Here is a 22,983-nt window from a genome sequence, read left to right as displayed (position 1 = left end):
AAGTGCTTCGCCTACAATGATCAAATCCATTAAACTGAAAAATTTCAAAACCTTTGAAAATCAAGCCCTTGCTTTTGAAAAAATGACCTTGCTTTCGGGGATGAATAGCTCTGGAAAATCTTCCCTATTGCAATCCCTAGCATTACTCAGACAATCTTATCAAAAAGGTTTACTACCAGAGACCGGTTTGGCCCTGAATGGAGACTTGGTTTGTATTGGCACAGCACAAGATGCTTTATTTGAAGGCGCAAAAGATAATTTTATCGGTTTTGAAATCATTTGGGAAAATGGGATAGAAGGGTCTTGGTCTTTTCAGCATAATCCTGAATCCAGAATTTTAAGCTTAAACTCCTATCCAGCAACCGATCGCGTATATAAAACCAATCTTTTTGGAGATAACTTTCATTATCTACAAGCCAAACGGACTGGCCCCCGTCCCTATCTAGAAATGTCAGAATTTCAAGTTCTACAGCATAGGCAAATTGGTAGCCAAGGTGAATATACCGCTTACTTTCTTTCCATGTATGGACAGGAAGATATCATTCAATCTCAATTAGCCCATCCATCTCAAAAATCATTGAATCTCAAGCTACAAGTAGAAGCATGGATGGGAGAGGTCAGTCCAGGAACGAAAATCACGATTCAAGATAGTAAAGAATTAGATATCGTTGACTTAAAATACTCCTCTGGATCGAGTGTTCTGCATCGTGCCACTAATGTTGGATTTGGCATTAGCTACACTTTACCTATTATTGTGGCAATACTGGCTTCAAAACCAGGAACTTTAATCTTATTAGAAAATCCCGAAGCCCATCTACACCCTAAAGGACAAGCGAAAATCGGTGAATTAATAGCATTAGCTGCAAGTTGTGGAATTCAGGTGCTTGTAGAAACCCATAGCGATCATATTTTAAATGGAATTCGGTTAACTGTTCATCGTGGTAAACTCGATCCAAATGATGTGCAACTGCATTATTTTCAACGTCAAGAAACCAGGGGTGAATTCCAAACAGAAGTGATATCACCGAACATGGATCGTCATGGCAGAATCGATAATTGGCCAGATGGATTTTTTGATGAATGGGACAAAAGTTTAGAAGCGTTATTGGAACCCACAGGAGATCTGTAAATGGAGATAGAGATGGTGTTGAATGAACTTTCTCTTCAGACTCCTGCTCCAGATCCTGCCACAGCACGACAATGGATGTCTGTGTTTATTCAAACTCTCAGCACAGCGACAAGACGGGGAATTAAACGGATACTCCATACGCAAGATGATATCAATGTTATCGAACTTGCTCCGAACTATCCCGTAGCTAAATGGCGAAACGATCGCCAGGTTGCTCGTGAAGAACAGCAGTTTTGGCGATCGCTAACCACTAAAGTACCATTATGGACAGATACCGTTGAAAACATTCAACATGACTTGGATATAGATTTATCGGAGTTCTTGTACCAGAATCAATCAGCATCAGGACTGGGATTTGCATGGGTTACTGATTCTTTGTCTGTCAGTTTATTGTCTGATAAAATGTGGAATTGTGCTTATTTAAGTTTAGACATCAGAACGATTGATGACAATGAAAGTCTTATTGAGAAACAGGTAGCTATTATTCATGCAAGTCGCAGAGTTCATATAATAGAACATGAAGGTTGGATCGATAATCATATAGAGATTGATGATGGAGTCGATCTCTGGACTTGTTGCGATCGCATTTTTCCTCACTTAGAGTTCTGCGAATCAGTTGCTGGAGCAATTCAAGAGATTAAAAAAGGGAATGCAATACTTAAGCAACTACGAAAACGCCTAGATGAATTAGAAAGGGCTGCTGAAAATTGGAAAGAAGGGCCTTTTAATCTTGAATGGATTCCCAGTAAGGCAACTCCCGAAAGTGATTCCAGACTTCAGGAATTTAGACAAAAACTCACCCTTGAATGTATTGATGGGAAGGAACGCTTATTCAGCTTACATCTCAGAATGACTCCAGGAGATTGGAGACTCTATTTTTCCACAGACTTAGGCCCAGGAAAAATTATCATTGGTTACATGGGTCGTAAGATACAATAGATCCTCAAAAACGACTTCACTCAACTCTGTTCTCCTGTCTCCGTTCAGCAATCAACTCTTCAGAAAGAATTCGACCTTCAGGAACATACTGTCTAAACAGCGCTTGAGCTTTTCCTACAGAAGTCAGCATCTTAAAGATTTCATCGCGACTAAGGTCGTAACCCTTCCTGTTGCTGTTGAATGGGTTTAAGTTCAGCAATGGGTCGATCTCCACGAACAATAATTAACGCTTCACCTGCTTCCACTTGGTGTAAATATTTTAGAGGGTCTTGCTGGATTTGTTCAACAGTTACACTAACCATGATCTCGGTAGTCTAAGAGAGTGTAACCCGATTCTAGCATCATGGCTTCGCATAATCAGCAAGAAAGGCGATCGCCTATACTAGAGAACATAAAACATGAGTTTTACGAGGTTCTCTAGAAAATAACCTTTAATGATGTTGTCGAAGTGCTTAAGCAACTCTCTACGGATGAAAAAAATGTCAAAACTGACCCAAGCTCTCGATCGGATTAGCAACCGACTAGCCACATACTCACCCCATCGCTTTAATGATTTATGTCCCCGTCTTGATATCTCAGAAATTGAGAATTTTATGTAACCGCTATCTTTCAGATTGCCCGCCGATATTGACGTTCTTTATCAGTGGCATGACGGTGATAATCATGAAGGATTTCTCTTTGCCGACTATAACTTTCTCTCTCTAGAATTGGCTGTCTATAAATATTACGAAGTCATCGACGAAGATCTGGATATACTGGGAGAAATGTATGAAGAAGATACACCGGGTATTACCGAGCTATTTAAAAACTGCCTTCCTCTATTTGAATTCTGCAATAAAGATGATGTACTGATCGCTGTTGACTGTAGAGATTTAGATACAAGTCCTATTTATTCTTATGATCTGTCTAATCGTAACTTTGCTAAACGCTATCACTCCTTCACTGATTTGATCTTGCATTTAGCAGATTGGTATGAATGCGCCCAGTTTTCAGAAGACAAAAGCTGTTGGGAACTGAGAGATTCTGTGGTGGAACATCAACTTAATGTGAACCATATGGCGCGAGACTACATTACTCGACTGGTTCGCCAAGGTCAATCTATTCCAATCTATAAGCAATTCTTGGCAGAGAATCAACTTGAAGATCCAAAAACTATCTCTGAAGTGGGATTACCATCTACTCCAGAAGAAACCGGGTTACAAAGACAGATTCGGAACTCTCTTCAACTGGCAACGCATACTGCACCAATACCTAATAGACCAGAAATAATCTACACATTTAGGGGAACTTGTGCAGATGGAGAATTAGTGACCGTTGAGCTGCATTGGCAACACTATCAAGATTCTCGTAATCTGCAATCTTATCAAATTGGCTACTTTCTTTACGACAATACTATTCTGTATCTATTGTCAGTATCAGCGTTTAACCAGAATCAAATAGCTGGTCGTTTTTTTCGCCATGAAGGGCAGCTCAAAACGCTTACTGAAAAGTGTAGACAACACAACGGTTGCTTGAAGTTAACGCGAGATGGTTCCGATCGCCATTGGGTGCTTAGAATGTATGGTGTCAGCACTTGTGGTACTCATTGGTCAGTTGATAAAATACATACATTGACCTGGCGATTTGATCTGACAACACTGACCGTGAGTTACTCTGAATTTACAGAAATTGATGCTTCTCAATAAACAGCTAAAATGACCTGTAATGGACTTAGGGCAAGGAAATCAGGTCGAAGGCTAAAAAATGGCTGTTTATACCCGAAGGAAAACTCTTCCCCTGACTGGATCGGTACTCGATTGAGGTAAAAACCTTGTTCTGTATAGTTTTGAGCCAGATATCAGCGCCGATTTTTATCTAAGTCCCGCTAGAACTAGAAGCAGCAAATAATGGGCGATCGCCCCTTGTGCCACAATCTGTAAACTGTTAAGATATGTTAAGTCATTTCTCAACCAGTCACTAAATCCTATGGGTGCTGCGGTATCTCTGCAAAACGTCTGTAAAGTCTATAACAAAACTCCGGTAGTCGATCGCCTCTCCTTTGCGATTCAACCTGGAGAAATGTTTGGCTTACTCGGGCCCAATGGAGCAGGAAAATCAACCACCATTCGTATGTTAACCACCCTCACCCGACCGACCGACGGGCAGATTGAGGTTGCCGGTTATGATGTGGTGCAACAAGGACAACAGGTGAAGCGTAAAATTGGCGTGGTATTGCAACAAACCAGCGTCGATATTGATTTAACCGTTTGGGAAAATATGGAGTTTCACGGGCGCTTACATCATATTCCGAATCGAGTGCGCCAAGAGAAAATTAATCAATGGTTAGAGTATGTCGAATTAGCCGATCGCCGTCAAGACCGGGTAAAAACCCTCTCTGGGGGCATGAAACGCCGTCTACAAATTGCCAGAGCGCTGCTTCATGAACCTGATATTTTATTCCTAGATGAACCCACTGTCGGCCTAGATCCCCAAACCCGTCGGCGATTGTGGGAAATCATTCGTGGCTTAAACGAGCAGGGAATGACCATGTTACTAACCACCCATTATATGGAAGAAGTGGAATATTTATGCGATCGCATCGGCATCATGGATGGGGGACATTTAATTGAACTGGGAACCCTAGAAGAATTGCGACAAAAACATGGAGAAGGCTTAGTCGTCAAACAAAAAGGCGATCGCTGGGATTACCGGTTTTTCCCCGACTTAGCCGCAGCCAACGAGTATCTAGAACAGCAACCTGATAAAACCGGTTTAATGGTTCGCCCCTCGAACTTAGAAGATATCTTTGTCGAATTAACCGGAAGACAGTTAGACTAAAGGGTCTAGGTTATCAGATCCCAATTATGCCCCGTTTAGCCACTACAATTGAAGCGATTCTCTACTTAAAAGGTCAACCCGTTAGCTTAAATGACTTGTCTGAATTAGCCCAATGCAGCAAGGAAGATACCGAAGAAGCCTTAATTGAGTTAATTTCCGATTATGCTCACCGGGATAGTGCCCTAGAAGTTTTAGAAACCCCTTCTGGCTATAGTCTGCAATTACGAGAATCGTTTCAAGAGCTAACCCATAATTTACTTCCGGCTGAGTTAGGGGTAGGTGCGCTGCGAACCTTAGCGGCTATTGCCTTGAGTGGTTCCATCTTACAAACTGAATTAGTAGACTTGCGCGGCAGTGGCGCTTATCAGCATGTCGGAGAACTGGTAGAATTGGGATTAGTGCGTAAACGCAAAAAAATGGGCGATCGCACCTTTCGCTTACAAGTCACCCCTAAATTTCATCAATATTTCCAATTAGAAGACCTCCCCCAACCCTTCAGCTCCCTGAAAGAAAGTTTAGTCGCCTCCCAAACCCTCGAAGAACCAGAAACCGAATTACCCGAACCTGAACCCTCTTAAATCAAAAATTCTTGCTACAAATGCGCATTGTAGAGACAAGACGTATCTTGTCTCTACTCTGATAGGGCACAGTCTGGTCTGTAAGTCCTAAGCCTCTCTTACCTCTTCCTTAATAATCTTAAGGATATCATCGTTAATATTACGAGGACTAGAAAAATGCAACTTATCCTTTTCCACTTGCAGTACCCGTTTTACAACCTTTTGCACTTCTGGCGAAGCTTGCTTAAGCGGTTCTAAAACTGAATCATGAGTTGGATTCGAGCGAGTAGAAGTCGTTTTGTATCCGGATTTCTTCGCTGAAACAATCCGGGAAATCCGCCCTAGAAAACTATCAGAATAATGAACACTCATAAGCACTCAACAGAAGACCCTTCTTTATTGTACCCAATCTTACAAATCTAGAAGGCCGTATTCCTTCTGAAGTCCTAATAATTGCCCGCGAGCTTCCCCCGCATTATCCGCTAAATCAGCAAATTCTACAAACCTCTGTAGCTCTTTCCTCAACAGGTTACGCTCCACATCCCAAGTTTGCCGATCCAAAGGCGGAGGAACCACAATCAGATCAAACAATGTTGCCCGTTGCTTATGGGGATGGGGGCGTAAAATTCGCCCGCGACGTTGGATAAATTGCCGCGGGTTACGACTACTCGCAAGAATAATAGCCGTTTTAATCGCAGGAATATCCACCCCTTCATCTAAACAGCGCATCGCAATTAATCCTTGGAGTTCCCCTTGCTCAAACTGATGACGCAGGGCTTCCCGTGCAGATAAAGAGGTATTAGCGGTATAGGTATTCACTCGATAGCCTAATTCTACCCCCAATAATCGGGTAACAGCAGCAATTTGTCGATCTGAAGAATCGCTGGTTTTGCCCTCTTGCGCTCCATCGCCACAGTAGAATAGAGTATGGCTGGTTTGCAGGCGCGGTTGCATAATTGTTCGCAGTTTATCCAGTTTATTTTCGGCATTAGCAATTAACCGGGAACGCCGAATCAATAACGCCGTTAACGTCTCATTCTCCTCTAATTTCTCCCCCGCAGCCAAAGCCCAACCAATGCGCGTGGTTAATTTGGCATATTTATACGCTTCACTTTCCGTTAAATGCACCAAAACCGGATAATACAAATAATGGACCAATGCCCCTTGATCAATGGCATCTTTCAAGGTCAATTCTGGGGGAATTATCGGGCCAAAATAATTAAAAATTGCCTCCGTTCCCGTCCGATCGAAAAAACGCTCTGGAGTGGCAGAAAGGGCTAACCGCAGTCCTACATGTGCCGGTAAACTCTCTTCTAATTTGGCTGTCCCCAGATTATGGGCTTCATCTCCCACAATTAACGTCTTTGAAGGAAAATACGCCAACTGGGACTGAAATCCATCCCCCAGTAACGTCGAGTTGGTCGTAATCACACAGAGAAAGACCTGCTTCTGGACTTGCACATTATAAAGTTGAGTCGATAACTCGTGTTGCCAATGGCGTACACGTTCAAACGCTAAAATCGGCAACATCCCAAAACGTTCGCATTCTCGCCCCCATTGAGCCACCAAATGACGGTAAGGACAAACCACAATTAAGGCTTGTAAGCCAATACATTGATACAGTTGAACCGCAATAGCTAAAGCGGTAATCGTTTTGCCACTCCCCGTTGCCATTTTCAGTGTTCCCCGTCCTTGATGGGCAAACCAATTTGTCACTGCTTGTTGTTGATAAGGTCGCAGTTGAATTGAATCTGGAATACAGGGAAACATCGTCTAGTATAGGGCTTCTCGCTTGGCAAAAGGTGAAAAGTAAAAGTATCCGTTTTTTCGGGGATGGAATACCGTAAAATCGTCAAAATTCATATCCCATAACCTATTACTTATTATCTATTATCTATAAATTAAAGTAGTCTCGAGAAAAAGCCCATAAAACTTAAGACTTTCTAAAGATATCCCCCAAAATCCAAGATGATCCGGTGTTAATATACAGTAACCCTCTTGGGGGAAATTTCCATTGCAGTATTGAACGAGAGAGCAAGTATGGTCAGTCAAACTAAGATTACTAACCTGGAAGAACTAGAAGCCCTAATTGCCCGCGTGAAAACCGCCCAAGTGCAATATGCCACCTATAGCCAAGACCAGGTGAATCACATTTTTAAGAAAGCGGCTTTAGCCGCTAATGCAGCTCGGATTCCCTTAGCAAAAATGGCTGTCGAAGAAACGGGAATGGGAGTAGCTGAAGATAAGGTGATTAAAAATCATTTTGCTTCAGAGTTTATTTACAATAAGTATAAGAATGAGGAGACTTGTGGGGTAATCGAAGAGGATAAATCCTTTGGGTTTCAGAAAATAGCCGAGCCAGTGGGTATCTTAGCGGGAATTGTACCCACAACTAACCCCACATCAACGGCAATTTTTAAGGCCCTGATTAGTTTGAAGACGCGCAATGGAATTATTTTTTCTCCCCATCCACGGGCGAAACAATGTACGATTGATGCAGCGAGAATTGTCCTAGAAGCAGCAATTGAAGCGGGTGCGCCCGAGGATATTATTGGCTGGATTGATGAGCCGACGGTTCCCTTATCCCAGGCTTTGATGCAACATCCTGATATTAAGCTAATTTTGGCAACCGGTGGACCGGGAATGGTGAAAGCCGCTTATTCTTCAGGTAATCCGTCTTTGGGTGTGGGAGCTGGAAATACGCCGGCATTGATTGATGCTTCGGCTCATATCAAAATGGCAGTTTCTTCCATTATCTTGAGTAAGACGTTTGATAATGGCATGATTTGTGCCAGTGAACAATCCGTGATTGTCGAAGATGAAGTCTATGATGAAGTGCGGCAAGAGTTTATTGCCCGGGGCGCTTATTTTGTCACTCCAGAAGAACGGGAGAAATTAGCCAGTAAGGTATTGGTGAATGGTCGCTTGAATGGGGAAATTGTCGGTCAACCGGTGCAGAAATTGGCGGAAATGGCTGGTTTTTCGGTTCCGGAGCAAACGCGGGTGATTTTAGCGGAAGTGGATAAAATTGGCCCAGAGGAACCGTTTTCCTACGAAAAATTATCTCCCATTTTAGCGATGTATCGGGCGACAGATTTTGAGGATGCGGTGGATAAAGCTCGTGGCTTAGTTGCATTTGCCGGTCGGGGTCATACGGCTGCATTGTATACAGCGACCTCGAATATGGAGCATATTAAGCGGTTTGAAGACCGGGTGGAAGCTGCAAGAGTATTGATTAATACGCCATCTTCTCAAGGGGCGATCGGAGATATTTACAATTTCCGGCTCGATCCATCTTTGACCCTGGGATGCGGAACTTGGGGCGGAAATTCGATTAGTGAGAATGTGGAACCCAAGCACCTGTTGAATGTTAAGACGGTGGCAGAGCGTCGGGAAAATATGCTCTGGTTCCGGATTCCGCCTAAAGTATACTTTAAGTATGGGTCGCTTCCGGTGGCGATTCGGGAATTGGCGGGCAAAGAACGAGCATTTATTGTTACTGATAAGCCTCTGTATGATTTGGGGATGACTAATTCTCTAGAGGAAGCGCTGGAAGAGATTGGTCTGAAGTATGATGTGTTCTATGATGTGGAACCCGATCCGTCTTTGGATACGGTGAATCGAGGATTGACCTTGATGAAAACCTTTAATCCGGATGTAATTATTGCTATTGGTGGGGGGTCTCCCATGGATGCAGCCAAGATTATGTGGTTGTTGTATGAGCATCCAGAGATTGAGTTTGAAGGGTTGGCGATGCGGTTTATGGATATCCGCAAGCGGGTGTATGAGTTACCACCGTTGGGTGAGAAGGCGATGCTGGTGGCGATTCCGACGACTTCGGGAACGGGTTCGGAGGTGACTCCATTTGCAGTGGTGACCGATCGCCGCAATCATATTAAGTATCCTTTGGCTGATTATGCCTTAACCCCGAATATGGCGATCGTCGATCCTGAGTTAGTCTTGAATATGCCTAGGAGTTTAACTGCTTTTGGGGGCATTGATGCCTTAACTCATGCGATCGAAGCCTATGTTTCTGTGTTAGCGTCCGAATATACTAACGGATTAGCCTTAGAAGCAATTCGCCTCATTTTCAAATATCTACCGGATGCATACGAAAAAGGAGCCAATGCACCCAAAGCACGGGAAAAAATGCATTATGCTTCCACCATGGCTGGAATGGCTTTTGCCAATGGATTTTTGGGAATTTGCCACTCGATTGCCCACCAATTAGGAGGAACGTTCCAGATTCCCCATGGGTTAGCCAATGCCCTAATGATTTCCCACGTCATTCGTTACAATGCTACCGATGCGCCCTTTAAGCAAGCCACCTTTTCTCAGTATAAATATCCCAATGCTCGCTGGCGCTATTCTCGGATTGCTGATTATCTCAACTTAGGAGGAGAAACCGAAGACGAGAAGGTTTCCCTGTTAATTCAAGCCGTGGAAGATCTCAAGCGCAAGGTGCAAATCCCCTCTAGTATTAAGGAATTCATTAAAGAGGATGAAGCCGCATTTTTTGCCCAATTAGATCAGGTGGCAGATCAGGCTTTTGATGACCAATGTACGGGTGCAAATCCTCGTTATCCTTTGATTACAGACTTAAAGCAACTGTTAATTGATGCTTATCACGGGAATTTAGATCTAAGTGTGAATGGCTCTAATGGTAAGGCTTTGGTTGCACCTGTAGAGCGTTTAACGGAAGTTACCCATTAAACCTTAACTAGGGTGAGGGGTTTCCTCGTCAAATCCTCTCAATAATGAGACCTGATTGTAGGGGCGAACGGCCGTTCGCCCCTATTTCATAAAGAAATAATTGAATAGAATTAAAGCTACACCTAATCTTAAATTACGCCATATTCTTGGCAATTTGATCCTGTAATCCTTGCCGAAACTCACGCAGAAGAGCATTTTCCCCCATTTCACAGCGTCGCTTTAGAAAATCTAGTATGATCTGCTTCGATAAAATTGGTAAAATCTGAGAACCATCCTGCACTTGATACTCCCCATCCTGGAGATCATAAATCAATAAATCCTCGCTATCAAAGCGCCACACTTCAGTTACACCCAACGCCTTATAAATGTCTAACCGATGTAAAGAACTGCTGGTAATATCCACTTCAATTGCGAGGTCAGGAACTGGATCGAGGGTAAAATCGAAAGACATTTTACCCCGTACTAGAGCCTCATTTTGAATATAAAAACACTCATCTGGCTCAATCCCCTTTTGCAAATCCTCACGGCTTAATGTAGTCGAACCCAGACTGGCTACCTCTAAACCCAAAATTTCCGTTGTTATGCAGACCAAACGCCCTAAAAAGCCCTTACTGATCTCATGTTCTGGTAAAGGAGCCATGATTTCTAATACCCCCCGATCAAATGCTAACTTTTTATTGGAAGATTCTGCTAAATCGACCAATAAAGCCTGATAAGTTTCCCACCGTACTCCATGAAGTTGTGTAACACGTTCTGGCTTGACTAATGTTTGAGTTGCCATACCTCTTTCCCCCCTATTACCTATTACCGCGCGAAGCGCTGTCTTACTTTGTCGTCATCGTATGTACCCCATCCCAGGAATCTGGGGGAGGATTGTGTAAATAAACCTGAGAACGTTCTACGTGAATCGTAATCGCTTTATCCATGGGATCGAGGGTTTGTGCTTGCTCAAAATACTGAATGGCTTGGCTAAAGTCCCGATGAATATATGCAGAGCGTCCTAAATGGTATAACTCCAGTGCCTCTTGCTGCTGGGAGTCTAGAGCCACTTCTTTATCGCCAATCACTTGATAAATACTGACGGCTTCATTTTTACCTTTGACTCGAATTTTATCAAGTTCTCTGACCCACAGGCGATCGCCGCACAACTTATAAGTATTCTCACTAATAATAATATCACAGCCATATTCCTTAGTCACTCCTTCAAGGCGAGCGCTCAAATTCACCCCATCTCCAATCACCGTATAATCCATACGTTTGCGAGAGCCAATATTTCCCGATACCACTTCTCCGGAACTAATGCCAATCCCAATACGAATATGGGGCTGATTCTCCATAAAGCTACTGTCATTAAAAATCTGTAATCTTCGGCGCATATCTAAAGCCGATTTCACCGCCATCCAGGGATGATTCTGTAAGGGAAGAGGTGCGCCAAAAACTGCCATCAAAGCATCCCCAATAAACTTATCTAAGGTGCCTTTACAATTAAAGACTGCCTCAACCATAGTTTCAAAATACTGATTGAGTAATGTTACCACTTCCTGAGCGCCTAAATTTTCCGTCAGTGTTGTATAGCCACGAATATCCGAAAACAGAATCGTGACATCTTTTCGCTCTCCAATCATCAGAGAATCATTATCCAATGCCATCACTTGATCGACCACATCCGGATTCATATAGCGATACATTGTGGTCTTCATGCGTTTTTCTTGACTAATATCTTCTAACACCACTAATCCGCCTCTGACTTCACCGCTCGGATTGGTCAGAGGATTAACCGTTAAATTAATACTGCGATCGACTGCTCCTACATCTTTAGCAGAGATTTTGACTTCATTGGGATCATTCCAAGGAATAAACCAATCTGGGTCGGTTGGGTCTTTAATCGCTAACTTAAAACATCTTTTATCCCCATGAAGAGGATAAATTCCAACTTTTAAATCCTGCTCAGGAATATATTGCTTAGTACCATTTTTTAGACTATCTTCTATTCGCATCTTTAGGTTTTCAATAGGGACAACCTCCCAAACCTTACGTCCAATCAACTTAGACTCCCAGACCTGAATTTGAGTTTTCGTCTCTTCTGAATTCCAATAACATCCCAACAATTCTAGCGCGGCTTCATTAAGGGTGACAATTTGACCCTGCATATCTGTAGAGACAACGGCATCCGATAAACTTTCTAAAATATCTTTTTGATATTGTTTTTCTAACAAAACACTTTCAAACAATTGGGCATTCTCTAGAGCCATCCCTGCCTGAATATTAAAGGCTTGCATAAACTCTTCATCAGAACCGGTAAAGCTCCCTTGTTCTTTATTAATCAGTTGAGTTACGCCAATGAGTTTTTTAGATGAATTAAACACCGGCATACATAAAATATTGCGCGTATGATAACCCGATCGCCGATCTGTACTCGGATCGAATCTGGGGTCTTCATAGGCATTCGGAATATTCAGTAATTCTCCAGTCGAAGCCACATAACCAGCAATCCCTTTATTAGTAGGAATACGGATTTCTAATGGAGTTTTGCCATCAGCCTTAGCAATTTTTGTCCAAAGTTCTTGGTTTTCTTTGCTGAGTAAAAATAACGTACTGCGGTCAGCCTTCATCAAATCTCGCGCTTGTGCCATCACGGAGTTTAAGGTCAATTCCACATCCAAGCTCTGACCGAGGGTTTGGGTTGCTTTTAAGAGGGCTTCAGCTCCCCGTTGATTGCGAGCAGCCATATAAAAAGATTGACAAGTCTCTAAGATGATGCCAATGGATTCGGAGAAATCTTTAAAGGTTTCTTGGTCTTCAGCCGAAAAGGGTAATCCCCCAGCTTTATTAGATAATTGTACCACTGCCACAACTTGCCCTTTACTGCTAACAATGGGCATACAGAGCAGGCTTTTGGTTTGATAATTGGTTTGTTTATCAAGTTCGGGTTGAAAGAGGGGATGAGTCGGGGCATCTTCAACATTTAAGCATTCTCCAGTGATGGCCACATGACCAGCCATACCCACATGGAGAGGAAAGCGAATTTCAATCGGCTTTTCGGCATCCGGTTGATTGATTTTTGACCATAACTGCCCCTTATCTTCATTCACCAAGAAAATCAGGGTGCGATCGGCTTCCAAAATTTGCCCAATTTTGAGGGTGAGGGCATCTAATATCTGTTCCAACATGGCTTCTAGAGCTTCATTGTTGATTAGCTCGATCGCCCTTAAAAACTGCTGAAATTCAGCCGTGATAAAATCGAGTAAACAAATAAACTCTTTAACCGGGAGGTCTTTCACCCTCGCGGTTAAGGCCCCCATCATGTTCACTTGGGCAAGAGTCGCCAGAACGCTGCCAGTGTTGGGTAAGGTCATAGGAATGCCAAGCTACAAGATTTCATTTCTTATTGTATGTTAACTAGATTTAGGGAATAGGGAATGGGGAATGGGGAATCATACCACCGATCGCATTAGATCGGGGACTGAGTCCCTTGAATGTTATTCTTCTTACAGCCCTCTCCACTATTATGTAGTATCATATCTAATTATCTCTGACGATATACCACAAGACCCTTACCCATTACCCCTTAATGAAATTATTATCGATAAAACTGTGTAACTTCCGGCAATTTTATGGACAAACACCAGAAGTTAAGTTTGCTAGTGGCACTCAGAATATCACGATTATCCACGGGAATAATGGATCGGGGAAAACAACGCTATTAAATGCATTTACTTGGGTCTTATATGAACGGTTTACGGCGGCGTTTGCAGCTCCTCAACAGTTGGTCAATAAACGCGCACTTTCGGAAGCACAGGAAGGGAAAGCTGTTAAATGTTCTGTAGAATTGCAGTTTGAACACGATTATCAGCGCTATCGGGTTGAGCGGCTTTGTCGAGCTTACCATCGAGGAAAAACGGTAGAATATGGTCAGACTGAGTGTTCGATGTGGATATCAGGAGATGATGGACGATGGCGGTTAACAGACTATCCAATAGATGAGGTAATTGGACGAATTTTACCCAGGAGTTTACATCAATATTTCTTTTTTGATGGGGAACGGATTGAGTCTTGGGGACGAGAGGAAAAAAAGGGAGAAATTGCGGAAGCGACTAAGGAATTGTTAGGGATAGAAGTGTTCGATCGCGCCCTTCGACATTTGAAGGAATCTCAGAAAAGTTTGGAAGGGGAATTAGAGCGGATTGGCGATCCACAAACGAAGCAGTTTTTAAAAGAAAAAGATGACTTGGAAAAACAACGACAAACAATCAGCGATCGCCAAGCAGAAATCACTCAGGAATTGAACTCCCATGCTCGCATTAAAGAGGAGTTAAATAACGAACTCCGAAACCTCAGTGGAGCAGAAGAACTACAAAAGCGCCGCGCAGATTTAGAAAAGCAACAACAAGAGTTAAGGGAGAGGTTAAAGCAGCTTAAGTCAGAGCTAAAGCATACTATTTCGGGTCAGTCCTATACAATTTTTTTACCTTCAGCAATTGAACAATTTAGAGCTTTAATGGAGCAGTTACGTCACCGAGGAGAGTTGCCTAGGGGAATTAAACAGCAGTTTGTCCAAGATCTACTGGCGCAACACCAATGTATTTGTGGAACACATTTGCCTGAAGGGAGTCACGCTTATGCCTTAGTCGCGCAGTGGATGAATAAGGCAGGAGTAGGGGATGTCGAGGAAAATGCCTTAAAGTTGTTGGGAGAGGTTTCAGAGCTGGAAAATAAGGCTGAGTCATTTTGGAAGACGCTCAACACGTTACGCAACGAAATGGATCAAAAACGTCAAGATTTGTCGGCAATTGAGACTCAGTTAGATACGGTTAAATCTAAGCTGAGAAGTTATCCAGATTTGGATATTCAAAGTTTGCAAAAGCGTTTAGATCAAACTGAATCACGGATGAGTGAGTTGGAGCGGGAAACGGGAGCCAATGAGCAGAAAATTAAACTATTAGATGCCGATATCGCCCAAAAAGAGAAGCAAATTGCTAAACATCAATCCAATGAGAAAAAACAGCAATTGGCGCAAAAGCGGATTCAGGTAGCCGTGGAAGCGATTAACTGTATTGCAGAAATGAAATATCGCTTAGATACGGAGTTTCGACTAGAGTTAGAAGGGCGAGTTCAGGATATTTTTCAGCAGATTTCGTTTACCCCCTATTCTCCCCAACTGAGTGAAAAGTATGAGTTAAGCTTGATCGATAAAACCACGTTATTTGAACATCCTGTAGCCGCGTCCACGGGAGAAAATCAGATTTTGAGTTTATCTTTTATTGGCGCAATTATGGATCGGGTGAGGCAATGGAGCCAAGAGCATATGCATCTGGGGCCAGATAGTAGTACATTTCCGATGGTGATGGATTCTCCCTTTGGCAGTTTAGATGAAGTGTATCGTCGTCAAGTGGCGAAAGCACTGCCTCAACTGGCTTCTCAGCTTGTGGTATTGGTGACGAAAACTCAGTGGAGAGGGGAAGTAGAGGAAGAAATGGGCGATCGCATTCAACAAGAGTATGTTTTAGTCTACCATTCCCCTAAACCGGATTGTGAAGCCGATGCCCTCTCTCGATTGGGTCAACACTATCCCCTGGTAAAACCTAGTGATAATGAATTCGAGTATACAGAGATTGTAGCGCTTGGCGCTGGTAATGATGGGTAATGGTTAGGAAATCTTGACACCCATCGAACGCGCTGTTTCACCATTGATGTTAACTTAGCGATCTCCTGAGATTTAAGCTGCAACTGAACTTGGACTTGGAGGGGTTAAACCTTCTTCTTGGCAATACTCAAGATAACCCGCGATCGCTTCTTGAGCATTGGCGATCGCTTCTTCATAGCTATGTCCATAAGAACAAGGTTGCATGGCTAACTGAGCAAACTCTGGTAGAGTTACTAGATAGAGTTTGTCCTCTTCTGACCATTGGATGAGCAAACTATACCGGTAATTCATTCTTCTGTTTCCTCCCTTTCTATCGCTTCTAATTGTTGAATTGCTTTCTTTAAAAGTTTTTCTAGATACAATGGTGTATCTTGACCATCTCTAAAAGCAATAGTAATTAATAGTTGTAGTTGTGGATGTTTCCAGTTTTGATGGCTTCCCTTCCCACGGCGTTGCACAAATCCTAATGCAATTAACTCAGCCTTATACTCTCGGATTTTTCTCGGCATAGCTATCTTGCCTAATTTACATCATTTCACTAGATCGATTGTGCTATGGCTGAGGGTAACACTTTACAGTGCTTTGCGTAATGCAGTAACGGTGGAAATAAAGTGTTCGGCAACTCGATCGATTTCTGATTCCGTATTGAATCGACCGATGCCAAATCTCACCGAAGCATAGGCAAGTTTTTCTTCTCGGCCTAATGCTAACAGGACATGGGAGGGCGCAATTTTAGCAGAGGTACACGCGGAACCCGAGGATACGGCAACGACAGGTTGTAATCCTAACAATAGAGCCGATCCGTCTATCCCTTCTACACTAATATTTAAATTACCAGATAGCCTTTGAGTCGGATGACCGTTGAGGTAAATCCCGTCTAGGGAACTTAATGCGCTCCACAGTCTTTCTCTAAGTTCGATTAAGCGTTTGCTTTCGGTTTCTTGTTCTGCCATTCCTAGACGCACAGCTTCCGCAAAACCGACAATTTGTGGAGTATAAAGAGTTCCCGATCGCAGTCCCCGTTCATGGCCACCCCCGTGAATTTGGGCAGCGAGCTTGACTCTGGGATTGCGTCGGCGCACGTATAAGGCTCCAATACCTTTGGGGCCGTAGACTTTATGGGCCGTTAAAGACAGTAAATCGATCTTCATTTCCTGGACATCCAGGGGAATTTTACCGATCGCCTGAGCTGCATCCGTATGAAAGAGAACTTGGCGATCGCGGCAAATTTGGCCGATATCTGCTAAAGGTTGAATAACTCCAATCTCATTATTGGCCGCCATCACCGATACCAGAAGGGTATCCTCGCGAATGGCTGATTGTAATTCCTCTAGATTGATTAACCCTTGAGCGTTGACTCCCAGATAGGTAACTTCAAAGCCCAAAGCTTTTAAATACTCACAGGGATCTAAAACAGCATTATGTTCAGTAGTAACAGTAATCAGGTGGCGACCCTTGCTAAAGTACGATTCAGCAACTCCCTTGATCGCTAGATTGTTGGCTTCAGTCGCTCCACTGGTGAAGATCATCTCTTCTGGAGTCCCCCCAATGGCTTGAGCTAAAATCTCTCGCCCACGGCTAACGGCGGCTTCTGATTCCCATCCATAGACGTGGGTAACACTGGCTGCATTACCAAAGCGATCAGTGAAGTAGGGCAACATAGCCTCTACCACTCGCCGATCCACGGGCGTAGTCGAATGGGAATCAAGATAAATGGGTCGCTCAGACATATTCTTGAAGATTGCAGTAGAATCAGGGCACAGATCTTGCCCATATCCTCAAGCCTAAAACAAGAATATGAATTCTGAAACCTTAGTGCAACTGTTACAACAAAGCTTCCATGTGACCCTAGGAGCAACTGCTTCTTTCGCCGAAGTTCTGCAAGATGAGCAGAAACGGGAAGAAAGCTGGCGCAAACTGACCCAAGAGTTAGAAGAGCTGACTCGAGAATGGTCAGAAAAGGGCAAAATCACTCAAGAAGAAGCTCGCAATTTTGTTGATAATTTGATGAAGCAAAACGGGAATTCCCCAGATACTGCTTCTGAATCTGACTCTTCTGGAATAACTGAACAACTGGAAGCACCGACAGCTTCAAATCCTCAAGTAGAACTTGAAGAACTGACTGAGCAAATCGCGACTTTACGCTCTGAGTTAGAACAGTTGCGACAAGAAGAAAGTTAGATGGACTACGAAACAGGGGATGAGTTGACCCAATCCCCTGTTCTAATTTCCAATCTAGTCATTATCCCATTCTTCACGTCCTAAGAGGTCTCCGATCCGGTCTCTAAGCAAGAAACTACCGTTTTCTAATTCACATTCAACGTAACCCCATTCACGGGCAGGAATGTATTTACAAAGAACATAAATGGGCTGCTGACGACTGATTACTCCGTTTTGTACAAGGCTGCGGGCCTCGTCTTGAATCATGCCTAAGGAGTAACGGATAGATTGAAGCATTTTCACCCTCTTGATGTTTGGAATGATTGTTTATGAGAACTTGGGAAGATAGGCAATTAATTGGATGATCGCCATCCATTGGATTTTAGCTTAAGTTCAGTATCCCTGGCTACAGAACTTTTTCCATTTTTACGCTATCAGACCCCTAATTATATTAAGATATTTTGCAAAAGTCATCAACTAATAACACTTTTCTGGTAAACCAGTTCAGTGGCCAGTTGAATAGCAGCGGTCATGCTGGTAGCATGGGCGAGTCCTTGGCCGGCAATATCAAAGGCCGTTCCATGATCCGGTGATGTGCGAATAAAGGGTAAACCAATGGAGGTGTTGACTGCTCGATCAAAAGCCATCATTTTCACCGGAATTAACCCTTGGTCGTGGTAAAGTGCCAGGTAAGCATCATGGGTCTGGGCAGCAAACGAGGCGTTATACCACGCTTGAGCCGGTTTAACCCATAAGGTATCTGGGGGTACTGGTCCATCTAAAGTGAGATGGGGATAGGCTTGGCGAGACGCTTCCACCCAGGGAATGATCCAATCCATTTCTTCAGTACCGAGTTGCCCTTGCTCACCACTATGGGGATTGAGTCCTGCGATCGCAATCCGAGGTTGACTCAGACCAAACTGGTCGCGCAAAACATTAACTAACAATTGTAGCTTCTGGTTTAGGAGAGTTGGTGTTAAGATTTCTGGAACTTTTGCCAGAGGGATGTGAGTGGTCGCTAATAAAGTAACCAATTGCCACTGGGTATGGGGAGATCTTCCCACAAATAGCATCCCAAATTGCTCTGTACTCGATTTTTCCGCTAACAGTTCCGTTTGTCCCGGATAATCATATCCAGCCGCTTTCCAAGCCGATTTAGCGATTGGCCCCGTGACAATCCCTTGAAAGTGGCCACAGAGCGTTTGAGAAATAGCCTCTTGCAAATAAGCAAAACTAGCCCATCCACTGGCCCCATTTCCCTCTCCTAACTTCAGTTCCTCGGCTACCTCATCCGGCAGGGGAATATCGAGAATCGATAAATCGTCAGGATTAGCTAGGAGTTGTCCATGGGGAGCTAAACGGCTGTAGGTTTCCTGTAAAATGGAGGCAGACCCAACCACCGTCATCTGAATCTGCTCCTGAAGCTGGAGATCGGCAAGTGCTTTCAAAATAACTTCCGGGCCAATTCCCATGGGATCGCCCATCGTAATTGCTAAACGGTGAGTCATAAGTTCTAGATGAATCAGTTCAATGGTGCTATTGTCCCATTCCCCATTCCCCATTCCCTGTTCTACAATCAACCTATAGGCTTACTCCTAAGTTTCTAGGCTTGAGTCTCTACCCCTTGATCATTCACCTTAAAGGATATTACTTAAACCATGGGCGCTGAAATCTTTAATGCTGCACTGTTATCTTCCAGTTTAATTATGGTGGGCCTAGGTTTAGGCTTCCTGCTGCTGAAAATTCAGGATAGCGTCGAAGGCTAATCTGAAGTAGCTTAACTCAAGTTTACAGCGATTCGCTGTAACACTTTCATGCTTGGCGGGGAGAGTTCCCCGCCTTCTTCGTAGCGATTCGGACTGGAAGTGGATCGCTGAGATCTGTGGCGATCGCCAGAAAAATCATGAACAAATGTCAAGATTCTTGAAGTTTTCTGATAGACTCTTATAAAAAGTTAACGTTTTGTAAATATATATCCATTATCAATGACTTTATTAATTGTTGGAGCCACAGGCACACTAGGAAGGCAGATTACCTTCCGCGCCCTAGAAGAAGGGCACTCCGTTCGTTGTTTAGTGCGGAATTATCAAAAAGCCGGATTTCTAAAAGAACGGGGAGCTGAACTTGCCCCAGGAAATTTGTGTCAACCTGACAGTATCAAAGAAGCGCTTCAAGGAGTCACCGCTGTCATTGATGCGTCTACCTCCCGTCCGACCGACTCCCTGAGTATGAAAGAAGTAGACTGGGAAGCCAAAGTCTCCCTGATTCAAGCGGTCAAAGAAGCGGGTATTGAACGCTACATATTTTTCTCGATTCTGGATGCTGACCAATATCCCCAAGTGCCGTTAATGGCTATCAAGCACTGTACAGAACTGTTCTTGAAACAAGCAGAACTGAACTATACCATTTTTCAGTTAGCCGGCTTCATGCAGGGACTCATTCCCCAGTATGCCATTCCCATCCTTGACCAACAGGGCGTTTGGGTGATGGGAAAATCTTCACCAGTAGCCTATATGGATACCCAGGATATCGCTCAATTCGCCGTGCGGGCCTTGAGTGTACCAGAAACTGAAGGGCGAACATTTCCCCTTGTCGGACCAAAAGCGTGGAGTGGAGATGAAATCATTGCCTTATGCGAAAGACTCTCTGGACGACAAGCCAGAGTCTCGCGAATGCCGATCGCCTTATTGCGAGGGGTTCGTCGAATCGCTCAATTTTTCCAATGGACATGGAATATTAGCGATCGCCTCGCCTTTGCGGAAGTTCAAGCCAGTGGGAAGCCTCTGAGCGCCCCTATGGATGAAGTCTATACTGTATTTGGCCTTGACCCCAAAGACATCACTACCTTAGACTCCTATATGCAGGAATACTTTAGCCGTATTCTCAAGAAACTCAAAGAAGTCGAATACGAGCGCGAGAAAATGAAGCAAAAAAGTAAAAAACGGAGAAGCCCGTTTAAATCTCGTTCCTAGAAAACTGTAGATTAGCGATCGAGATTCAACCCCTTTGAAGTACAATCCTTAGACAAATCATTTAGAAAACCTTCTCAATACTGGTATTAGCGTGCCCGAAGCTGGGATTATTTACAACGACATTAAACCAACTGCCTGTCGAGTCGCAGAAGAACTAGAACAACAACTGATCCAACGGGGATGGACGGTGCGACTGGCGACAGGTGCAGGGGGAATATTGGGATACTCCCATCCCGATCGTCCCACATGCCATACTCCCATCGATCATCTGGTTCCCCCAAACTTTACGTCACAGATGAAAATTGCGATCGTCCTTGGGGGCGATGGCACGGTGCTTTCGGCAGCTCGACAAGTGGCCCCCTGCGGTATCCCCATGTTAACGGTGAATACCGGTCACATGGGATTTCTGACGGAAACCTATATTAATCATCTCTCAGAAGCCCTCGATCAGGTGGAGAACGACAATTACACCATCGAAAACCGCATCATGTTAATGGTGCGCGTTTATAGCGATCGTGCTCAGAATACTCCTCAAACGCAAGACAACACCAAACGTCCGAGTATGTGGGAGGCACTGTGCTTAAACGAAATGGTACTGCACCGCGAACCCCTCACCAGTATGTGCCATTTTGAAATTCAAATCGGTCACCATGCCCCGGTTGATATGGCTGCTGATGGAGTTATCGTATCAACACCGACTGGTTCAACCGCCTATTCCCTGAGTGCGGGAGGAGCGGTAGTCACTCCTGGAGTTCCTGTCCTGCAACTGATGCCCATTTGTCCCCATTCCTTAGCCTCACGCGCTCTGGTTTTTAATGACAGTGACCCGGTAACGATTTATCCCGTGTATCCCAATCAATTAGTGATGGTGGTTGATGGCAATGGAGGCTGTTATGTCTCTCCTGAAGATGAAGTGGTCATTGAAAAATCACCTTATTTGGCTCGGTTTATTCGCCTACAGACCCCGGAATTCTTCCGCATTCTGCGGGAAAAATTGGGCTGGGGATTGCCCCATATCGCTAAACCGACCTCAGTAGAGTTGCCTTAATGGTGGCGATCGCCTATAATTAGGCCCAGCGCTCAAACCACTGAGGTGACTAGCTCAACGGCAGAGCAGGAGACTCTTAATCTCTTGGTTCAGGGTTCGAATCCCTGGTCACCTATACAGGGTCAGCTATTGCGACCACTGACTCTCACCCCTGAACCAAGAGATTAAGAGTCTACGCTCAACACACATTCAACACAAAACCACCATAACAAAGTAAGGGGCAAGAAATAGGTCAAATGGGTTAGATAGTAATTAGAGTTTTCTATAGAATCCATAGAGAAATCCAAGGGCATTCCCAAGAGGAAGCTGGGGTTCCCAAGAGGAAACTGAGAGAAACTAAAACCCTCCCAAAACCCCTAAAAATATCCTCTTAATTTCAGACGCAACTGCTATCACACGGTGAATCACCGTGTGTTCAGAGATAAGAGGGTAACTTCACCCCTCGAAACCAACCTCAATCACAGTGACACTAATCATGCATATAATGAACGTCACCCTCAATAACAGTGACACTGACTATGCATACACAAAAGGAAGGCTTACACCCTGGAGCTGCTCGTAAAGAAGCCATTGCCCGTAGTCGAACAACCCTAACCATGACTCCAGAAACCAAGGGAGTGCTAAGGCGAATGGGCAATGGGTCTATGTCTGACGGGGTATACCTCGCAACTCAAATAGTGACTCAGTTGCTCAAGCGCAAAATCATCAAGATTGAATTCGAGAAGCACGGGCTTAGTTACCGGCTGCACTCTGGCGAAAAGTTAGCAGAGTCACCCCGATCGGGGCGTGATGAGGCGCAGCAATTGCACCGGGCTAGCGCAGATAAGCTCTTCCTCGACCCGAAAGTGAATCCTTATGCTGGACGGGTACTCAATAAAAAGCAACTGCTAGATACGGGACACTTTACCCATCGCATGATGAGAGCAACCCTACCGGGTCAGAAGGTGACAGATAAATACGGTTACTGGTGGTACAGAGCTGATAACCCCGATAGTCCCCGTTGC

At 44.0% G+C, this 22,983-nt stretch carries 22 protein-coding genes and 1 tRNA gene; 13 read left to right on the top strand and 10 right to left on the bottom strand.

The features are described from left to right. The first annotated feature begins 16 nt into the window (after window positions 1-16). Both J7529_RS15110 and J7529_RS15105 read left to right on the top strand, forming a co-directional pair. Window positions 17-1,129 (top strand): AAA family ATPase, encoded by a 1,113-nt coding sequence (locus J7529_RS15110; RefSeq protein WP_318729663.1) that lies wholly within the window; start codon window positions 17-19, stop codon window positions 1,127-1,129. Next, window positions 1,130-2,068 carry a hypothetical protein gene (locus J7529_RS15105; protein ID WP_318729662.1) on the top strand — a complete coding sequence of 313 codons (939 nt, stop codon included), beginning with the start codon at window positions 1,130-1,132 and terminating at the stop codon, window positions 2,066-2,068. Between the two features lie 149 nt (window positions 2,069-2,217). Here the strand turns inward: J7529_RS15105 and J7529_RS15100 are convergent, their stop codons facing one another. Continuing rightward, window positions 2,218-2,370, bottom strand: a complete 153-nt coding sequence (locus J7529_RS15100; protein ID WP_318729660.1) for a hypothetical protein — start codon at window positions 2,368-2,370, stop codon at window positions 2,218-2,220. Between the two features lie 312 nt (window positions 2,371-2,682). On the opposite strand from J7529_RS15100, the gene J7529_RS15095 reads away from it, so the two are divergent. The 3 genes from J7529_RS15095 (at window position 2,683) to scpB (ending at window position 5,463) form a co-directional block, all read left to right on the top strand. After that, complete coding sequence (locus J7529_RS15095) at window positions 2,683-3,753, top strand: hypothetical protein (RefSeq protein WP_318729659.1); 1,071 nt, start codon at window positions 2,683-2,685, stop codon at window positions 3,751-3,753. Between the two features lie 280 nt (window positions 3,754-4,033). Further along, entirely contained in the window at window positions 4,034-4,885 is an 852-nt protein-coding gene (locus J7529_RS15090; protein ID WP_318729658.1) for an ABC transporter ATP-binding protein, read from the top strand. A 26-nt stretch (window positions 4,886-4,911) separates the two neighbouring features. After that, window positions 4,912-5,463 carry an SMC-Scp complex subunit ScpB gene (gene scpB / locus J7529_RS15085; protein ID WP_318729657.1) on the top strand — a complete coding sequence of 184 codons (552 nt, stop codon included), beginning with the start codon at window positions 4,912-4,914 and terminating at the stop codon, window positions 5,461-5,463. A gap of 87 nt (window positions 5,464-5,550) precedes the next feature. Here scpB and J7529_RS15080 read toward each other — a convergent pair whose 3' ends face one another. Both J7529_RS15080 and J7529_RS15075 read right to left on the bottom strand, forming a co-directional pair. Further along, entirely contained in the window at window positions 5,551-5,814 is a 264-nt protein-coding gene (locus J7529_RS15080) for a hypothetical protein (RefSeq protein ID WP_271939025.1), read from the bottom strand. Between the two features lie 39 nt (window positions 5,815-5,853). After that, window positions 5,854-7,212: a DNA phosphorothioation system restriction enzyme gene (locus J7529_RS15075; protein WP_318729656.1), complete on the bottom strand. Its 1,359-nt coding sequence runs from the start codon at window positions 7,210-7,212 to the stop codon at window positions 5,854-5,856. A 270-nt stretch (window positions 7,213-7,482) separates the two neighbouring features. Here J7529_RS15075 and adhE point away from each other — a divergent pair, with 270 nt between their 5' ends. Beyond that, window positions 7,483-10,155, top strand: a complete 2,673-nt coding sequence (gene adhE, locus J7529_RS15070; RefSeq protein ID WP_318729655.1) for a bifunctional acetaldehyde-CoA/alcohol dehydrogenase — start codon at window positions 7,483-7,485, stop codon at window positions 10,153-10,155. 133 nt (window positions 10,156-10,288) lie between these two features. Here the strand turns inward: adhE and J7529_RS15065 are convergent, their stop codons facing one another. Together J7529_RS15065 and J7529_RS15060 are read right to left on the bottom strand one after the other, a co-directional pair. After that, the gene (locus J7529_RS15065; protein ID WP_318729654.1) at window positions 10,289-10,936 is read right to left on the bottom strand and encodes a Uma2 family endonuclease; all 648 of its coding nucleotides are present in this window, start codon (window positions 10,934-10,936) and stop codon (window positions 10,289-10,291) included. Between the two features lie 43 nt (window positions 10,937-10,979). Next, a complete protein-coding gene (locus J7529_RS15060; RefSeq protein ID WP_271939017.1) occupies window positions 10,980-13,511 on the bottom strand; it encodes a GAF domain-containing protein in 2,532 nt (843 codons plus the stop codon). Window positions 13,512-13,726: 215 nt separating this feature from the next. Between J7529_RS15060 and J7529_RS15055 the strand changes: the two genes are divergently transcribed. Then, entirely contained in the window at window positions 13,727-15,799 is a 2,073-nt protein-coding gene (locus J7529_RS15055) for an AAA family ATPase (RefSeq protein WP_318729651.1), read from the top strand. Window positions 15,800-15,871: 72 nt separating this feature from the next. Here the strand turns inward: J7529_RS15055 and J7529_RS15050 are convergent, their stop codons facing one another. The 3 genes from J7529_RS15050 to J7529_RS15040 form a co-directional block, all read right to left on the bottom strand. Then, the gene (locus J7529_RS15050) at window positions 15,872-16,090 is read right to left on the bottom strand and encodes a type II toxin-antitoxin system HicB family antitoxin (protein ID WP_271939013.1); all 219 of its coding nucleotides are present in this window, start codon (window positions 16,088-16,090) and stop codon (window positions 15,872-15,874) included. Next, window positions 16,087-16,308, bottom strand: a complete 222-nt coding sequence (locus J7529_RS15045; RefSeq protein WP_271939012.1) for a type II toxin-antitoxin system HicA family toxin — start codon at window positions 16,306-16,308, stop codon at window positions 16,087-16,089. Before J7529_RS15045 ends, J7529_RS15050 begins: the two co-directional genes overlap by 4 nt. Window positions 16,309-16,371: 63 nt before the next feature. Next, on the bottom strand, window positions 16,372-17,529 hold the full coding sequence (locus J7529_RS15040; protein WP_318729650.1) for an IscS subfamily cysteine desulfurase: 1,158 nt from the start codon (window positions 17,527-17,529) through the stop codon (window positions 16,372-16,374). Window positions 17,530-17,596: 67 nt separating this feature from the next. Here J7529_RS15040 and J7529_RS15035 point away from each other — a divergent pair, with 67 nt between their 5' ends. After that, window positions 17,597-17,980: a hypothetical protein gene (locus tag J7529_RS15035; protein ID WP_318729649.1), complete on the top strand. Its 384-nt coding sequence runs from the start codon at window positions 17,597-17,599 to the stop codon at window positions 17,978-17,980. Between the two features lie 54 nt (window positions 17,981-18,034). Here the strand turns inward: J7529_RS15035 and J7529_RS15030 are convergent, their stop codons facing one another. Together J7529_RS15030 and pdxA are read right to left on the bottom strand one after the other, a co-directional pair. Next, the gene (locus tag J7529_RS15030; RefSeq protein WP_271939006.1) at window positions 18,035-18,256 is read right to left on the bottom strand and encodes a DUF4327 family protein; all 222 of its coding nucleotides are present in this window, start codon (window positions 18,254-18,256) and stop codon (window positions 18,035-18,037) included. 176 nt (window positions 18,257-18,432) lie between these two features. After that, window positions 18,433-19,467, bottom strand: coding sequence for a 4-hydroxythreonine-4-phosphate dehydrogenase PdxA (gene pdxA / locus J7529_RS15025; protein WP_413038895.1), 1,035 nt, complete (start codon window positions 19,465-19,467; stop codon window positions 18,433-18,435). Window positions 19,468-19,617: 150 nt separating this feature from the next. Here pdxA and J7529_RS15020 point away from each other — a divergent pair, with 150 nt between their 5' ends. The 5 genes from J7529_RS15020 to J7529_RS15000 form a co-directional block, all read left to right on the top strand. Further along, a complete protein-coding gene (locus tag J7529_RS15020; protein WP_271939003.1) occupies window positions 19,618-19,725 on the top strand; it encodes a PetM family cytochrome b6-f complex subunit 7 in 108 nt (35 codons plus the stop codon). A 219-nt stretch (window positions 19,726-19,944) separates the two neighbouring features. After that, window positions 19,945-20,931, top strand: a complete 987-nt coding sequence (locus tag J7529_RS15015) for an SDR family oxidoreductase (protein WP_271939001.1) — start codon at window positions 19,945-19,947, stop codon at window positions 20,929-20,931. Window positions 20,932-21,022: 91 nt separating this feature from the next. Next, complete coding sequence (locus tag J7529_RS15010; protein ID WP_318729647.1) at window positions 21,023-21,979, top strand: NAD(+) kinase; 957 nt, start codon at window positions 21,023-21,025, stop codon at window positions 21,977-21,979. Between the two features lie 43 nt (window positions 21,980-22,022). Then, window positions 22,023-22,094: transfer RNA gene (locus tag J7529_RS15005), tRNA-Lys, on the top strand. 403 nt (window positions 22,095-22,497) lie between these two features. After that, a partial coding sequence (locus J7529_RS15000) for a hypothetical protein (protein WP_318729646.1) occupies window positions 22,498-22,983 on the top strand: 486 nt, incomplete at its 3' end.

It is taken from the genome of Roseofilum sp. Guam (assembly GCF_017746735.1).
GTDB lineage: Bacteria > Cyanobacteriota > Cyanobacteriia > Cyanobacteriales > Desertifilaceae > Roseofilum > Roseofilum reptotaenium.
Note: the sequence above shows the minus strand (reverse complement) of the source record. Positions and strands in the feature narration are given on the sequence as shown.

Coding starts and splice junctions, on each gene's coding strand:
- J7529_RS15055 (WP_318729651.1), top strand. CDS start 13,727: ATGAAATTATTATCGATAAAACTGTGTAACTTCCGGCAATTTTATGGA.
- J7529_RS15030 (WP_271939006.1), bottom strand. CDS start 18,256: ATGCTTCAATCTATCCGTTACTCCTTAGGCATGATTCAAGACGAGGCC.
- J7529_RS15050 (WP_271939013.1), bottom strand. CDS start 16,090: ATGAATTACCGGTATAGTTTGCTCATCCAATGGTCAGAAGAGGACAAA.
- J7529_RS15060 (WP_271939017.1), bottom strand. CDS start 13,511: ATGACCTTACCCAACACTGGCAGCGTTCTGGCGACTCTTGCCCAAGTG.
- J7529_RS15080 (WP_271939025.1), bottom strand. CDS start 5,814: ATGAGTGTTCATTATTCTGATAGTTTTCTAGGGCGGATTTCCCGGATT.
- J7529_RS15045 (WP_271939012.1), bottom strand. CDS start 16,308: ATGCCGAGAAAAATCCGAGAGTATAAGGCTGAGTTAATTGCATTAGGA.
- pdxA (WP_413038895.1), bottom strand. CDS start 19,467: ATGACTCACCGTTTAGCAATTACGATGGGCGATCCCATGGGAATTGGC.
- J7529_RS15020 (WP_271939003.1), top strand. CDS start 19,618: ATGGGCGCTGAAATCTTTAATGCTGCACTGTTATCTTCCAGTTTAATT.
- J7529_RS15100 (WP_318729660.1), bottom strand. CDS start 2,370: ATGGTTAGTGTAACTGTTGAACAAATCCAGCAAGACCCTCTAAAATAT.
- J7529_RS15040 (WP_318729650.1), bottom strand. CDS start 17,529: ATGTCTGAGCGACCCATTTATCTTGATTCCCATTCGACTACGCCCGTG.
- scpB (WP_318729657.1), top strand. CDS start 4,912: ATGCCCCGTTTAGCCACTACAATTGAAGCGATTCTCTACTTAAAAGGT.
- J7529_RS15015 (WP_271939001.1), top strand. CDS start 19,945: ATGACTTTATTAATTGTTGGAGCCACAGGCACACTAGGAAGGCAGATT.
- J7529_RS15065 (WP_318729654.1), bottom strand. CDS start 10,936: ATGGCAACTCAAACATTAGTCAAGCCAGAACGTGTTACACAACTTCAT.
- J7529_RS15075 (WP_318729656.1), bottom strand. CDS start 7,212: ATGTTTCCCTGTATTCCAGATTCAATTCAACTGCGACCTTATCAACAA.
- J7529_RS15105 (WP_318729662.1), top strand. CDS start 1,130: ATGGAGATAGAGATGGTGTTGAATGAACTTTCTCTTCAGACTCCTGCT.
- J7529_RS15110 (WP_318729663.1), top strand. CDS start 17: ATGATCAAATCCATTAAACTGAAAAATTTCAAAACCTTTGAAAATCAA.
- J7529_RS15035 (WP_318729649.1), top strand. CDS start 17,597: ATGAATTCTGAAACCTTAGTGCAACTGTTACAACAAAGCTTCCATGTG.
- J7529_RS15090 (WP_318729658.1), top strand. CDS start 4,034: ATGGGTGCTGCGGTATCTCTGCAAAACGTCTGTAAAGTCTATAACAAA.
- adhE (WP_318729655.1), top strand. CDS start 7,483: ATGGTCAGTCAAACTAAGATTACTAACCTGGAAGAACTAGAAGCCCTA.